Raw genomic sequence first — 13647 nt, 5'->3', positions numbered from 1 at the left:
TTTGCCTTTCAGGGGCGCGGGGAACCCCGCGGCCCGCCCCCCCACTCACCCCCTCGGACGAGGCCCCCTCGGGCCGAAGCCCACCACCACACTTTCGGGTACCGATCACCGAACCCCCACGCACACCGCCCCGGACGCGCCAAGCTGGAAACCCCGTCGCGCGCCCTGGAGGCCCCCCCCGTGAGCACACCCCTCGCCTCAGGCCCCCAAGGCCCGGACACCCTGCGCCCGTTACTCGACACAGTGCTCGACGCACTGAAGACGGGCGCCGCCACCCGAACAGGCCCCCTCCCCGCCGGCGGACCCACCGAAGTGGCCGCCCGCCTCCGCGAAGCCCTCGGCGACCCCCTCCCCACCCACGGCGACGAACACGCCCTGCACACCCTCGTCCACGCCCTGGCCGCCGGCGCCGCAGACCCCGCACACCCCCTCTGCGCGGCCCACCTCCACTGCCCACCCCTCGCCGTCGCCACCGCCGCCGACCTCGCCGCCTCCGCCCTCAACCCCTCCCTCGACTCCTGGGACCAGGCCCCCGCGGCATCCGAACTGGAAGCCCTCGTCACCCGGGCCCTCGCCCACGAGGTCTATCCCGACACCGGCCGAACCGGGACCACCACCGCCGACGCCCTCATCACCACCGGCGGCACCGAAGCCAACCAACTCGCCCTCCTCCTCGCCCGCGAGAAACACACCCACGTGCGACTCGTCCAGGCGGAGAACGCCCACCACTCCCTCCACCGCGCCACCTGGCTCCTCGGCCTCCCCGAACCGGTCACCGTGCCCGCCCCCGCAGGCACCATGGACCCCGCCGCCCTCGACCAGGCCCTCACCGCCCTCGGCGGCCCACCCGGCACCGTCCTCGTCGCGGCCACCGCCGGCACCACCGACGCCGGACTCATCGACCCGCTCCCCGAGATCGCCACCCTCTGCGAAACCCACGGCGCCCGCCTCCACATCGACGCCGCCTACGGCGGAGGCCTCCTCCTCAGCGACCGCCACCGCCACCGCCTCGACGGCCTCACCCGCGCCCACACCGTCACCCTCGACCTCCACAAACTCGGCTGGCAGCCCATCGCCGCAGGCCTCCTCGCCGTACGCGACCCCCAAGACCTCCACACACTCACCCACCACGCCGACTACCTCAACGCCGACGACGACACCGAAGCCGGCCTCCCCGACCTCCTCGGACGCTCCCTGCGCACCACCCGCCGCGCCGACATCCTCAAAATCGCCGTCACACTCAAAACCCTCGGGCGCCAAGGACTCGGCGCACTCGTCGACCAGGTCTGCGCCCACGCCACCGCACTCGCCGAACTCATCGACGCACACCCCCACTTCGAGCTCTACGACAAGCCCACCATCAGCACCGTCCTGTTCCGCCCCACCCACGCCACCGACACCACCGTCGCCGACGCACGCCGCATCCTCCTCACCGAAGGCCGCGCCGTCCTCGGCCGCGCCCGACTCGACAACCGACTCTGGCTCAAAGCGACCCTGCTCAACCCACACACCGGACCCGACGACCTCGCCGCGCTCCTGAAACTGGTGGAAGGACACACCGCCCGATGACGCCGCCCGCCACACCCCCCACGCACCCCGTACACCACCAGCCCGAAGCCCCCCGCGACCTCGTCGGCATCGGTATCGGCCCCAGCAACCTCTCCCTCGCCGCCCTCGCCCACCCCCTCGCCGAACTCGACACCGTCTTCTACGAACAGCACCCCACCTTCGACTGGCACCCCGGCCTCCTCCTCGAAGGCGCCACCCTCCAAGTCCCCTTCCTCGCCGACCTCGTGACCCTCGTCGACCCCGCCAGCCCCTGGACCTTCCTCAACTACCTCAAAACCCGCGAACGCCTCTTCCCCTTCTACTTCGCCGAGCGCTTCCACATCCACCGCGCCGAATACGCCGCCTACTGCCGCTGGGCCAGCGACAGCCTCCCCGGCCTCCACTTCGGCCACCAGGTCGACGCCGTCCGCTGGAACCCCGAACGCGACGTCTTCGAAGTCGACTTCACCCAACTCGACACCGACGGCGAAGCCGAAGCCCTCGGACGCACCTACACCAAGAACATCGCCCTCGGCATCGGCACCGCCCCCCACATCCCCGAACCCATGCGCCCTCTCGCCGAAGCACCCGGCGTCCCCGTCATCCACGCCGCCGACTACCTCCAACACCGCGAGCACTTCCTCACCGCCGGCCACATCACCGTCATCGGATCAGGACAGTCCGGCGCCGAAGTCTTCCTCGACCTCCTCAGAAACCGCCCCGCCGGCCGCGAGAGACTCCACTGGCTCGCCCGCACCGAAGCCTTCGCGCCCATGGAGTACTCAAAACTCGGGCTCGAACACTTCACCCCCGACTACACGCGCTACTTCCACGCCCTGCCCGAACCCGTACGCGACCGGCTCGTCCCCGCCCAATGGCAGCTCCACAAAGGCATCGACGCCGACACCATCGCCGCCATCCACGACGAGCTCTACCGCCGCACCCTCGACGGCGGCTGGCCCGACACGGTCCTCACCCCAGGCGTCTTCGTCCGCACCGCGGGACGCATCGCCACCACCAAGATCGAACTACACCTGGAACACACCCAGCAGGCCGACCGGTCCCGCATCACCACCGACGCCGTCGTCCTCGCCACCGGCTACCGCGAACGCCCTCTCGACCGCATCCTCGCCGGTCTCGACCCCTACATGCGCCGCGACGCCTCCGAACGCCCCCGGATCGACGACCGGCACCGCCTCGTCCTCGACCCCTCCGTCACCGGATCCGTCTACGTCCAGAACGCCGAAACACACACCCACGGCGTAGGCGCCCCCGACCTCGGACTCACCGCCTGGCGCAGCGCGAACATCCTCAACTCCCTCACCGGCAAGGACCCCTACCCCATGCCGAGCCGAACGGCCTACACCACCTTCGGACTCGCCCCGCAACCCCAGGTCCCACCCGCCAGGCGACCGCAGACCCTCACACCACTGGTGGCCGACTGAAAATCAGCCGGCCACCGGTGAAAACAACCGCACAGACCCCTACCTAGAAGACAGGCGTGCCCTCACGCGTCAGCTTCCAGTCCACCGAAGCGAACTCCTTCGGATCCAGCGAACCCTTCGCCGTCACCCACTCCGCGATCCGCGTACGAATCTCCGTCGACTCCGCCCACAACTCCTTCGCCGACGCCACATACGGGAACGCACCCCCACCGTTCGCCCGGTAATTGTTCACCGCGAACACGAACTGCTGCGCATCGTCCAACGCCGCACCATCGAAGGAGAGATTCTTGATCCGAGACCCCGCCGCCTGCGCGATGTCGATGTCGTACGACAGCCCCGACACATAGTCGTAGTTGTAGTCAGGCCGGTTGCCCGCGTTCGTCAACTTCTCCACATCGACCACCGCACCGGCCGCCGTCCGCACGAAATACTCCGCCGAGAACTCCAGATACGCCCGCACCTGCGCACCCGTCAGCAACTTCGCGACCAACGTGTTGTCATACACGTACAGACTCGACAGATCCCGGATCGTCACATCCCCCGCCGGAATCTCCGACGTCCGCGAGAACGGCGACGCCTGCGACAACACCGGCAACGACGCGTACTCCGTACCCGCCAGCGCCGCCTTGACCACGTCCTCCTGGACCCTCGTGATCAGGTCGATGATCGGCGCGTCCCTGTACCGCGCCTCCACCGTCGTCAACGTCTCCGTCGCCGTCCCGACCACCTGGTTGACGTACGCCACGACCACATCGTGCTCGTCCTTCAGCAACCTCGTGATCCGAGGGTCGTCCGCCACCGCGTTCGAGTTACGGACCGACGCCGCCACCGACTCGACCGACCAGCGGCCCTTCTCGAAAACCAACTCGAAGTCGAACAGCGACAACCGCTCCGCATACGCCAGCGGCTCCGACAGCACGACCGTCTTCCCCGACTTCGTGTTCGTCACCTTCAGCTCGGGAATCTCCACATGCGCGTGCCCGACCAGAATCGCATCGATCCCCGGCACCTGCTGCGCCACCAGAGCCGCCGAATTCTCCACATACGGCAACTGGTCACCGTACGACGACGTGCCCGAGGAACCGGAGTGCGCCGACACGACGACCACGTCCGCACCCATCGACCGCAGCTTCGGCACCCACTTCGCCGCCTGCTCCTCAAGCCCCGGGAACACCAGCTTCCCCTGGACATACGCCTTGTCCCAGATCGCGATCCCCGGATTCGTCAGACCCAGAACCGCGACTTTGACCGGCGGAGCACCCTTCACATGGAACTTCTTCATGAAGTACGGGGGGAAAGCCGGCTTCAGCGTCTTCGCGTCCAGCGCGTTCGCACCCAACAACGGAAAACGACACTGCTGCTCGAACTTCCGCAGCGTCTCGATGCCGTAATTGAACTCGTGGTTTCCCAGCGCTACCGCGTCATAACCGATCGCGTTCATCGCCTGCGCCATGGGATGCACCGGCCCACCCTTGGCGGTGATCGGGTCCACCTTCGCGTAGTAGTACGTCAGCGGCGTGCCCTGAATCGTGTCACCGGCATCAAGAAGCAGCGTGTTCCCACGGCCCTTCTCCTTGCGCACCGCGTTCACCAGCGTCGAGATCCGCGCCAGCCCCTGCGCGTTGCCCGCCGTGTCCTTGTACTCCGCGTCCTTGAAGTAGTCCCAGTTGAAGACATGACCGTGCAGATCCGTCGTGCCCATCACCGTCAGCGAGTACCGCTTCGGCTTGGGCTTCCCGTGCCCCGTCGCCACCGCGGCCTCAGCGCTCGGCGCCGCGGCCGCACCGGCCAGAGCGACCCCGGCCCCGGTCACAGCGGACTTCTTCAGGAACTTCCGGCGGTTCAACGGCATGACGGGCTACTCCTCGGAGGAACGATCAACGACGCGCGTAGATGTCGAGGTGGATGTCGATCGGAAACACAACAACGCGCGTAGATTCTGACCCGAGCACGCCACACAGCAACACCCCCCTCAGGTTTCGATTCGATGACCGGCAGGCACCACGGCCGCGGCCCCCGGTGACAGAGTGGGACGTATGACTGCCGCCCTCGAACACCCCGCCCCCGAACACCCCGCTGCCGAGCACCCCGGGCCCGCCACCCCCTACGGCACCCCCGCAGCCCCCCGCATCGCCGTCCGCGGCGAAGCCCACCTCGAAGTCGACCCCGAGATAGCCCGCATCGGCATCACCGTCAGCGCCCGCGGCACCGACCGCAAAGACGCCCTGAACGACCTCACCCGCCGCAACACCACCGCCCTCGACCTCGTCAAGACATACGGCGACTCCGTCGAGAAACTCGAAACCGGCACCTTCTCCATCACCCCCGAACTCACCAAACACGGCCGCGGCGAACGCGTCCGCGCCTACCACGGCCGCGTCCACATCACCGCCGAACTCACCGACTTCACCGCCCTCGGCGAACTCACCACCCGCCTCGCCGACCTCGACCTCACCAGCATCGAAGGCCCCTGGTGGGCCCTGCGCCCCGACTCACCCGCCCACCGGCAAGCCAGACAACAAGCAGTACGCGAAGCGGTCCAACGAGCCCGCGAATACGCCGAAGCCCTCGGCACCACCCTCGCCGCCCTCGTCGAACTCGCCGACATCGAAGCAGAGAACGCCCAGCCCTACGCCATGGCGGCCCCGCAGTTCGCCATGCGCTCCAAAGGCTTCGACGCCGCCGCCGAACAGGCCCCCGCCCTCGACCTCGAACCCGAAAGGCAACACGTGTACGCACAGGTCAACGCCCGCTTCACCATGTCACCACCAGTGCTGTAAAAACCCGCCGACCGGCTCCGGAAATGCTCATCGGAGCACCCCCGCGCACAATCCAACCCTTGTCAATATCCCTTCACACAAAGGTCGTTGAGTAGTCATGCGGCGCCAATTCCCTACCCACTGGTAAGCCCTAGGCTCACACCATGCGCCGAGCGAAAATCGTCTGTACATTGGGCCCCGCCGCCGACTCGTACGACCAGATCAAAGCACTGGTCGAAGCCGGAATGGACGTAGCCCGCTTCAACCTCAGCCACGGCGGCCACGCCGACCACGAGGAGCGCTACCAGCGCGTACGCAAGGCCTCCGACGAGACCGGCCGCAGCGTCGGAATCCTCGCCGACCTCCAGGGCCCCAAGATCCGCCTCGGCCGCTTCACCGAAGGCCCCGTACTCCTCGAACGCGGCGACACCTTCACCATCACCGTCGAAGAGGGCGCGAAAGGCGACCGCCAGACGTGCGGGACCACGTACGCCGGACTCGCCGCCGACGTCACCACCGGCGAACGCATCCTCGTCGACGACGGCAAGGTCTGCCTCGAAGTCACCTCCGTCGACGGACCCCGCGTCCACACCACCGTCATCGAAGGCGGCATGGTCTCCGACAACAAGGGCCTCAACCTCCCCGGCGTCGCCGTCTCCGTCCCCGCCCTCTCCGACAAGGACGAGAACGACCTCCGCTGGGCGCTGCGCACCGGCTGCGACGTCATCGCCCTCTCCTTCGTCCGCAGCGGACGCGACATCGAGGACGTCCACCGCATCATGGACGAGGAGGGCCGCCGCCTCCCCGTGATCGCCAAGGTCGAGAAGCCCCAGGCCGTCGAGAACATCGACGACATCGTGGCCGCCTTCGACGGCATCATGGTCGCCCGGGGCGACCTCGGTGTCGAGATGCCCCTCGAACAGGTCCCGATCGTCCAGAAGCGCGCGATCAAACTGGCCAAGCGCAACGCCAAGCCGGTCATCGTCGCGACCCAGATGCTCGACTCGATGATCGAGAACTCCCGTCCGACGCGTGCCGAGGCCTCGGACGTGGCCAACGCCGTCATCGACGGCACGGACGCCGTGATGCTGTCCGGCGAGACCAGCGTCGGCAAGTACCCCGTCGAAACGGTCCGCACGATGGCCCGGATCGTCGAGGCGGCGGAGGAGGACATCCTGGCCAAGGGCCTCCCGCCCCTCACCGACCGGAACAAGCCCCGCACCCAGGGCGGCGCGGTCGCGCGGGCCGCCGCCGAGATGGGCGACTTCCTGGGCGCGAAGTTCCTGGTCGCCTTCACCCAGTCCGGCGACACGGTCCGCCGCCTGTCCCGCTACCGCTCACCGATCCCGCTCCTGGCCTTCACCCCGGACCAGGCGACGCGCTCGCGACTGAACCTCACATGGGGCGTCGAGACCCTGCTCGGCCCACACGTCGACTCGACGGACGCGATGGTCGACCAGGTCGACGAACTCCTCCTGAGGCACGGCCGCTGCCAGAAGGGCGACATCGTCGTCATCACGGCCGGCTCGCCCCCCGGCGTCTCGGGCTCGACGAACCTGGTCCGAGTCCACCACATCGGAGAGGACGACAGCCCGAAGTAGGGGGCCAGGTTCAGTACTTGGGCCCTACGTGGGTGTCCATGAGGGCGACGGATGCGCGGCGGGCGACGGAGATGTTGCGCCAGTTCGCCTGCTTCCATTCGACGCCGACTGTGTCGAGGGTGTCGGTGAAGAGCCGCATGATGTCGCTTGACGAGTTGGTGAAGAAGTACCGGGGGTATTCATAGAGCTTGGGCTGGCCTTTGACAAGGCGAGTGGTCCAGTTGGTGATGCGGCACCCGTCGGAGTGGATGAGCCCTCGGACGAATTCCCACGGGTGGGCATCGACAATCTCCTGTTGCCAGGGGTCCAGGGCGATGGTGCGCTCATGCTTCTTGCCCGGGCCGTGCTGGGGGAAGAGGCAGGGCCAGTGTTTGCTGGTGGCGGTCACTGCCACGCAGCCGTCCTTCTTCACGCGGCACACGCTGTTGTCCGGGCGCGCGGAGCGAATTGCGGCTTCGCAGGCGTCGATGAGGCCCGGCCAGGCGTTGTCGCACACGATGCGGAGGGCGTACACGCCTCGGCGGTGCGCGCTGATGCAGCCGTCGCCGAGATAGAGGCCGAGGAGATAGGCGTACGCTCGCGGATTCTCGGGCGGCGCTGGCGCACCTTGGCACCGAGGGCACGGCTTGCCAGCACGCTGGAGCGGCTCGATACGGGTGTGCCAGGAGCGTAGGGATGCCCGTGAGACGCCAGTCTCCTTGCTGACGGAGTTCATGCTGCGTCCCTGGCGGACCAGCGCGAGTGCCTGCCTGCGCGTGCTCATGTCGTACATGCGGCCACTGTGAATTGCTGATCGTCCGGATGCACAGCAAAATGCGGATGTTCACGAGAACGGGAACATCCGCATTTAATGGTGACCTTGGAAACCAAGGAAAAGTACCCCGAGTCGGATTCGAACCGACGCTGTATGGGTTTTGAATCCATTGCCTCTACCGCTGGGCTACCGGGGCCCCTTTGAAACGAAGGTTAGCGGTCTCCCGCCGTGTCACCACCATACCGCAGCTAGGTAGGCTCTTGGGAGCAGTACCTGCCCCACAACGAGGAGCCCCCGTGACCGCCCCCGAGTCGCCCCAGCCCGTAGACGCGCCCGACGACGACAAGTCGCACGTGCCTCCGCTGACGACCCGTGTCGTCATCGCCGAGGACGAGGCGCTGATCCGTCTCGACCTCAAGGAGATGCTCGAAGAAGAGGGGTACTCGGTCGTCGGCGAGGCCGGTGACGGGGAGGAAGCCGTCGAGCTCGCCCGGAAGCACCGCCCTGACCTGGTCATCCTCGATGTGAAGATGCCCAAGCTCGATGGGATCTCGGCGGCCGAGAAGATCGCGGAGGAGTCCATCGCCCCCGTGCTGATGCTGACCGCGTTCTCGCAGCGCGACCTGGTCGAGCGGGCGAGGGACGCCGGCGCGATGGCGTACCTCGTGAAGCCGTTCAGCAAGAGTGACGTGGTGCCGGCCATCGAGATGGCTGTCTCGCGGTTCACGGAGCTGAAGGCGCTGGAGAAGGAGATCGAGGATCTCACTCAGCGCCTGGAGACGCGGAAGCTGGTCGACCGTGCGAAGTCGGTGCTGCAGACGGAGTACGGCCTCACCGAGCCGGCGGCTTTCCGGTGGATCCAGAAGACGTCGATGGATCGTCGTATGTCGATGCAGCAGGTCGCGGAGGCGGTCATTCTGGACGCCGACGAGAAGAAGGCCGCGAAGGGCTGATCGGCGAGCGTTTCCGTACGGGCCGAGTACGGCCCTGTACGGCTGAGGCCCGCACCCTGGAATCACGGGTGCGGGCCTCAGCCGTACGGCGGGCATGGACCTCAGTCCTCGCCGAGGTACGCCTTGCGGACGGATTCGTCGGTGAGGAGGTCGCGGCCGGTGCCGGAGAGCACGATGGAGCCGACTTCCATGACGTGTCCGTGGTCGGCGAGGGAGAGCGCCGCCTGGGCGTTCTGCTCGACGAGGAGGATCGTCGTGCCCTGGGACTTGAGTTCCTTGATGGTGGCCATGATCTTCTGCATCATGATCGGCGAGAGGCCCATGGAGGGTTCGTCGAGCATGAGCAGCTTCGGCTGGGACATCAGGGCGCGGCCCATGGCGAGCATCTGCTGTTCGCCTCCGGAGAGGGTGCCGGCGGCTTGTTTGCGGCGTTCTCCGAGGATGGCGAAGAGGTCGTAGGCGCGCTTGATGTCCTTTTCGATGCCTGCCTTGTCGTTGCGCAGGAAGGCGCCGAGGCGGAGGTTGTCCTCGATCGTCATGCGGGGGAAGATGTGCCGGCCCTCGGGGGAGTGTGCGAGTCCGAGGGCGACGATCTGGTGGGCCGGGGTCTTCTTGAGTGATTTGCCCTGGAACTTGATCTGGCCGCCGATGGGCTTGAGGAGGCCGGAGAGGGTGCGCAGGGTGGTGGTCTTGCCGGCGCCGTTGGTGCCGATGAGGGTGACGACCTGGCCGGCGTCGACCTTGAAGGAGATGCCTTTGACGGCTTCGATCTTGCCGTAGGCGACCCGGAGGTCTTCGACTTCGAGGAGTGCGGTCATCGGTCGGTCTCCTTGCGGGGCGCGGCGTCGGCCTGTGCTTCGGCCGCTTCGACCTCCGCGACTTCGGCTTGGCCGGGTGCGTCTTCGTAGGGTTCGCCGAGGTAGGCAGCGACGACGCGTTCGTCTCCCTGGACGGTGGCGCTGTCGCCTTCGACGAGTTTTTCGCCTTGGACGAGGACGGCGACGCGGTCGCAGAGGTTGAAGATGAAGCGCATGTCGTGCTCGATGACGAGTACGGCGATGCCCATGTCGCGGATGGCGAAAACGAGTTCTTCGGTGGCGCGGGTTTCCTGGGGGTTCATTCCGGCGGTGGGCTCGTCGAGGAGCAGGAGGCCGGGTTCGCTGGCGAGTGCGCGGGCGATTTCGAGCTTGCGCTGTTCGCCGTAGGGGAGGTTTCTGGCGAGGTGGTCGCGTTTGGCGGCGAGGCCGATGAACTCCAGGAGTTCCATGGCGCGTTCTTCGGAGGCTTTTTCGGCTTTCTTGAAGCCGGGGCCGCGCAGGAGGGCGGACCAGAGGCCTTCTTTGGTGCGGGTGTGGCGGCCGACGAGGACGTTTTCCAGGACGGTCATATTGGCGAAGAGCCGGATGTTCTGGAAGGTGCGGGCGACGCCGGCGGCGGTGACTTTGAAGGATTGTGAGGGAAGGATTTTGCCTTTGTAGCGGACTTCTCCCTCGGTGGGGAGGTAGAGGCCGGTGAGGCAGTTGAAGAAGGTCGTCTTGCCGGCGCCGTTGGGGCCGATGAGTCCGACGATCTCTCCGCTGTTGACGGTGAGGTCGACGTTTTTCACGGCGGTGAGGCCGCCGAAGCGCATGGTGACGCCGCGTGCGTCGAGGACGGTTTCGCCGGGGGCGTTGGCGCCCGGGGCGGTGTCCTTGGTGGTGGTGTCGGTTGTCATCGTGGTCAGGCCCCTGCCTTGCTGAGGACTGTGGGTGCTTCCGCTTCCTCGTGGAATTCGAGCTGGCGGCGCTTGTTCGGGATGAGGCCTTCCGGTCGGAAGCGCATCAGCAGGACGAGCGCGAGGCCGAAGGCGAGGAGCTGGTAGTCGCCGAGGAACTGGAGCTTGGCGGGGATGATGTAGAGCAGTGCGGCGCCGACGAGGGGGCCGCTGATGGTGCCCATGCCGCCGAGGACGACCGCTGCGAGGAGGAAGGCCGAGTTGGGCGGGACGACGTGGGCGAACTGGTACTGCTCGGGTGTCACGGTGTAGGTGACGTGGGCCTGGACGGATCCGGCGAGGCCTGCGAGGGCGGCGCCGAGTGCGAAGGCGATGAGTTTGACGCGGAAGCCGTTGATGCCCATGGCGAGTGCGGCTGTCTCGTCCTCGCGGATGGCGACCCAGGCGCGGCCGATGCGGGAGTCTCCGCTGCGGCGGAAGACGACCACGACGATCAGCGTGATGAGGAGCATCAGGAAGAAGTAGTTGGCGAATCGCGCGATGGTGAAGCCGGCGATGCTGTGTTCCTGGCCGAAGTCGAATCCGAGGATGTTGAGGTTCGGGATCGACGAGATGCCGTTGGAGCCGTTGGTGATGTCGGGTCCGCTGGTGCCGTCCATGTTGAGGACGCCGATGCGGAAGATCTCGCCGAAGCCGAGGGTCACGATGGCGAGGTAGTCGCCGCGCAGCCGCAGGGTGGGGGCGCCGATGAGGACGCCGAAGACCATGGCGACGGCCGCGCCGAGGAGGGCGGCGGCCCAGAACGGCAGGTGGATGTCGAAGGGTGAGGAGGGGGAGCCGGAGACCATGGCCGCGGTGTAGGCGCCGACGCCGAGGAAGGCGACGTATCCGAGGTCGAGGAGTCCGGCGAGGCCGACGACGATGTTGAGGCCGAGGGCGACGGTGGCGAAGATGAGGATGTAGACGCCGATGGTCGCGTACTGGTCGTCGGACTGGGTGAAGGGGAATGCGGCGGCTGCTACGAACGCGCCGAGCATGGTGACGTTGCGGTGCTTGCCGGTGAGTGCGGAGATCCGGTTGACCAGTCCGGCTTTGGCCGCGGCGGCGAAGCCGAAGCCGGCGGTGATGAGGAAGCCGATGAACTGCTGGTCGTACTCGGTGCCGATGCCGTAGGTGAAGACGATCAGGCCGAGGCTGAGTGCGGCGATGATGATGAGGATCTCGGCGTACGCGGGGAGTGCGCGGGCCGGGGCCTTGGTGGTGCCGGAGGCGAAGGCGGCCTTGACGACGGTGCGGTTGTGCCGCGCGTTGTGGCGGAACTGCTCCCAGGCGGTGTCTTCGGGGTCGAAGGGGTCGGGCGCCGGCCGTTCGAAGGGCAGGGAGAGTGCGCCGAGGAGGGCCGCGAGGGTGGCTGCGGCCGCGACCCAGGCGCCGGGTTCGAGGTTGGCGAGGCCGCCGAGTTCGGCGCTGATCGCGAGGATCGTGTACCAGGCGGTGGTGAACGCGGCGAGTGCGGCGAGTTTGATGGCGCTGTCGGCGCCGGCGGGTGTCAGCCAGCGCAGGCCCTTGATGCCGTAGGAGGCGAGGGCGAAGAGCGTGGTGAGGATGCCGCCGATGAGGACGAGGACCTGCAGGCCGCCGGGGTAGCCGTAGACGGTCAGGTCGCCGGGGAAGGCGTCGGTCCAGGTCCAGGCGAGGAAGGTGGAGATGATGGTGAGGACGCCGCCGCCGGTGGCGAGGGCGCGTCCGATGTGGGGCGGGATGCCGATGAGTCCGGTGTTCGGGCCGGGGGGCGCTGTGGCGGGCGTCTGGGGCGTGTTGGTCTCTGTGGTCATCGGTGTCACGCCCTGTCCGCGACGCGCTCGCCGAGCAGGCCCTGTGGCCTGAAGAGGAGCACGAGGATGAGGAGTACGAAGGCCCAGACGTTGGCCCAGGACTGGCCGCCGAGCTGTTCCATGCCGGGGACGTCGGCGATGTAGGCGGTGGCCATGGTTTCGGCGAGGCCGAGGACGAGGCCGCCGATCATGGCTCCGTAGATGTTGCCGATGCCGCCGAGGACGGCTGCGGTGAAGGCCTTCAGGCCGAGGATGAAGCCCATGCGGAACTGGACCTGGCCGTACTTGAGGCCGTAGGCGACGGCTCCGACGGCGGCGAAGACCGCGCCGAGGGCGAACGCGACCACGATGATGCGGTCGGTGTTGATGCCCATGAGTTTGGCGGTGTCCGGGTCCTGCGCGGTGGCCTGCATGCCGCGGCCGGTGCGGGTCTTCATCACGAAGAAGGCGAGGATCGCCATGCTGATGGGGGCGGCGATGAGGAGGAAGACGTCACCGGTCTGGATGGTGACGTCACCGATCTTGAAGGGGCCGCCCTCGATCTCGGGGAAGTTGATGGACTGCTTCGCGTCCGGGTACCACGCCCACACGGCCTGCTGGAGGGCGAGGGAGAGGCCGATGGCGGTGATGAGGGGGGCGAGGCGTGGTGCGGTGCGCAGCGGCCGGTAGGCGAACCGTTCCGCTCCCACGGCGACGGTGGTCGCGGTGATGACGGCTCCGAGGAGCATCAGGGGCAGTGCGACCCACATGGTGGTGCCGTCGGGCAGTACGTACAGGTAGACCGTGAGTGCGCCGAAGCCTCCGATCATGAAGATCTCGCCGTGGGCGAAGTTGATGAGCTGGACGATGCCATAGACCATCGTGTAGCCGATGGCGACCAGCCCGTACATGGATCCCAGTAGCAGGCCGTTGACCAGCTGCTGCGGCAGTTCGTTCACCGCATGTCCTCCGAGACGTTCGGATAGTCGAGGGATGTGACCGGATGTGAGTCCGCGCGGGGCGCTTGTCCTGCAGCGCCCCGCGCGGCTCAAGTGGTGG

11 protein-coding genes and 1 tRNA gene are annotated in these 13647 nt (G+C 67.3%); 5 read left to right on the top strand and 7 right to left on the bottom strand.

Annotation, left to right across the window (positions count from 1 at the left end; genetic code table 11):
- Window positions 1-180 precede the first annotated feature (180 nt).
- A complete protein-coding gene (locus tag ACIOKD_RS08190) occupies window positions 181-1569 on the top strand; it encodes a pyridoxal phosphate-dependent decarboxylase family protein (RefSeq protein ID WP_402079892.1) in 1389 nt (462 codons plus the stop codon).
- Window positions 1566-2993: a lysine N(6)-hydroxylase/L-ornithine N(5)-oxygenase family protein gene (locus tag ACIOKD_RS08185; protein WP_402079889.1), complete on the top strand. Its 1428-nt coding sequence runs from the start codon at window positions 1566-1568 to the stop codon at window positions 2991-2993. The genes ACIOKD_RS08190 and ACIOKD_RS08185 overlap by 4 nt, the downstream gene beginning before the upstream one ends.
- Window positions 2994-3036: 43 nt before the next feature.
- Here ACIOKD_RS08185 and ACIOKD_RS08180 read toward each other — a convergent pair whose 3' ends face one another.
- Entirely contained in the window at window positions 3037-4845 is a 1809-nt protein-coding gene (locus tag ACIOKD_RS08180) for a bifunctional metallophosphatase/5'-nucleotidase (RefSeq protein WP_402079887.1), read from the bottom strand.
- Between the two features lie 184 nt (window positions 4846-5029).
- Between ACIOKD_RS08180 and ACIOKD_RS08175 the strand changes: the two genes are divergently transcribed.
- Both ACIOKD_RS08175 and pyk read left to right on the top strand, forming a co-directional pair.
- Window positions 5030-5773, top strand: a complete 744-nt coding sequence (locus ACIOKD_RS08175; protein WP_402079885.1) for an SIMPL domain-containing protein — start codon at window positions 5030-5032, stop codon at window positions 5771-5773.
- A gap of 143 nt (window positions 5774-5916) precedes the next feature.
- On the top strand, window positions 5917-7353 hold the full coding sequence (gene pyk, locus ACIOKD_RS08170; protein WP_402079882.1) for a pyruvate kinase: 1437 nt from the start codon (window positions 5917-5919) through the stop codon (window positions 7351-7353).
- A 10-nt stretch (window positions 7354-7363) separates the two neighbouring features.
- On the opposite strand, the gene ACIOKD_RS08165 is transcribed toward pyk, so the two are convergent.
- Both ACIOKD_RS08165 and ACIOKD_RS08160 read right to left on the bottom strand, forming a co-directional pair.
- Window positions 7364-8125 carry a transcriptional regulator gene (locus ACIOKD_RS08165; RefSeq protein WP_402079880.1) on the bottom strand — a complete coding sequence of 254 codons (762 nt, stop codon included), beginning with the start codon at window positions 8123-8125 and terminating at the stop codon, window positions 7364-7366.
- A gap of 105 nt (window positions 8126-8230) precedes the next feature.
- Window positions 8231-8303, bottom strand: a tRNA-Leu gene (locus ACIOKD_RS08160).
- Between the two features lie 100 nt (window positions 8304-8403).
- On the opposite strand from ACIOKD_RS08160, the gene ACIOKD_RS08155 reads away from it, so the two are divergent.
- A complete protein-coding gene (locus tag ACIOKD_RS08155) occupies window positions 8404-9060 on the top strand; it encodes an ANTAR domain-containing response regulator (RefSeq protein ID WP_402079878.1) in 657 nt (218 codons plus the stop codon).
- 101 nt (window positions 9061-9161) lie between these two features.
- Here the strand turns inward: ACIOKD_RS08155 and ACIOKD_RS08150 are convergent, their stop codons facing one another.
- The 4 genes from ACIOKD_RS08150 to ACIOKD_RS08135 are packed head-to-tail and all read right to left on the bottom strand — an operon-like array spanning window position 9162 to window position 13547.
- Window positions 9162-9878 carry an ABC transporter ATP-binding protein gene (locus ACIOKD_RS08150; RefSeq protein ID WP_402079875.1) on the bottom strand — a complete coding sequence of 239 codons (717 nt, stop codon included), beginning with the start codon at window positions 9876-9878 and terminating at the stop codon, window positions 9162-9164.
- Complete coding sequence (locus tag ACIOKD_RS08145; protein WP_402079872.1) at window positions 9875-10774, bottom strand: ABC transporter ATP-binding protein; 900 nt, start codon at window positions 10772-10774, stop codon at window positions 9875-9877. Before ACIOKD_RS08145 ends, ACIOKD_RS08150 begins: the two co-directional genes overlap by 4 nt.
- A gap of 5 nt (window positions 10775-10779) precedes the next feature.
- The gene (locus ACIOKD_RS08140) at window positions 10780-12609 is read right to left on the bottom strand and encodes a branched-chain amino acid ABC transporter permease (protein WP_402079869.1); all 1830 of its coding nucleotides are present in this window, start codon (window positions 12607-12609) and stop codon (window positions 10780-10782) included.
- Between the two features lie 5 nt (window positions 12610-12614).
- The gene (locus ACIOKD_RS08135) at window positions 12615-13547 is read right to left on the bottom strand and encodes a branched-chain amino acid ABC transporter permease (protein ID WP_402079867.1); all 933 of its coding nucleotides are present in this window, start codon (window positions 13545-13547) and stop codon (window positions 12615-12617) included.
- Between the last annotated feature and the right edge of the window lie 100 nt (window positions 13548-13647).

It is taken from the genome of Streptomyces sp. NPDC087844, assembly GCF_044742785.1.
Taxonomy (GTDB): Bacteria; Actinomycetota; Actinomycetes; order Streptomycetales; family Streptomycetaceae; genus Streptomyces.
Note: the sequence above shows the minus strand (reverse complement) of the source record. Positions and strands in the feature narration are given on the sequence as shown.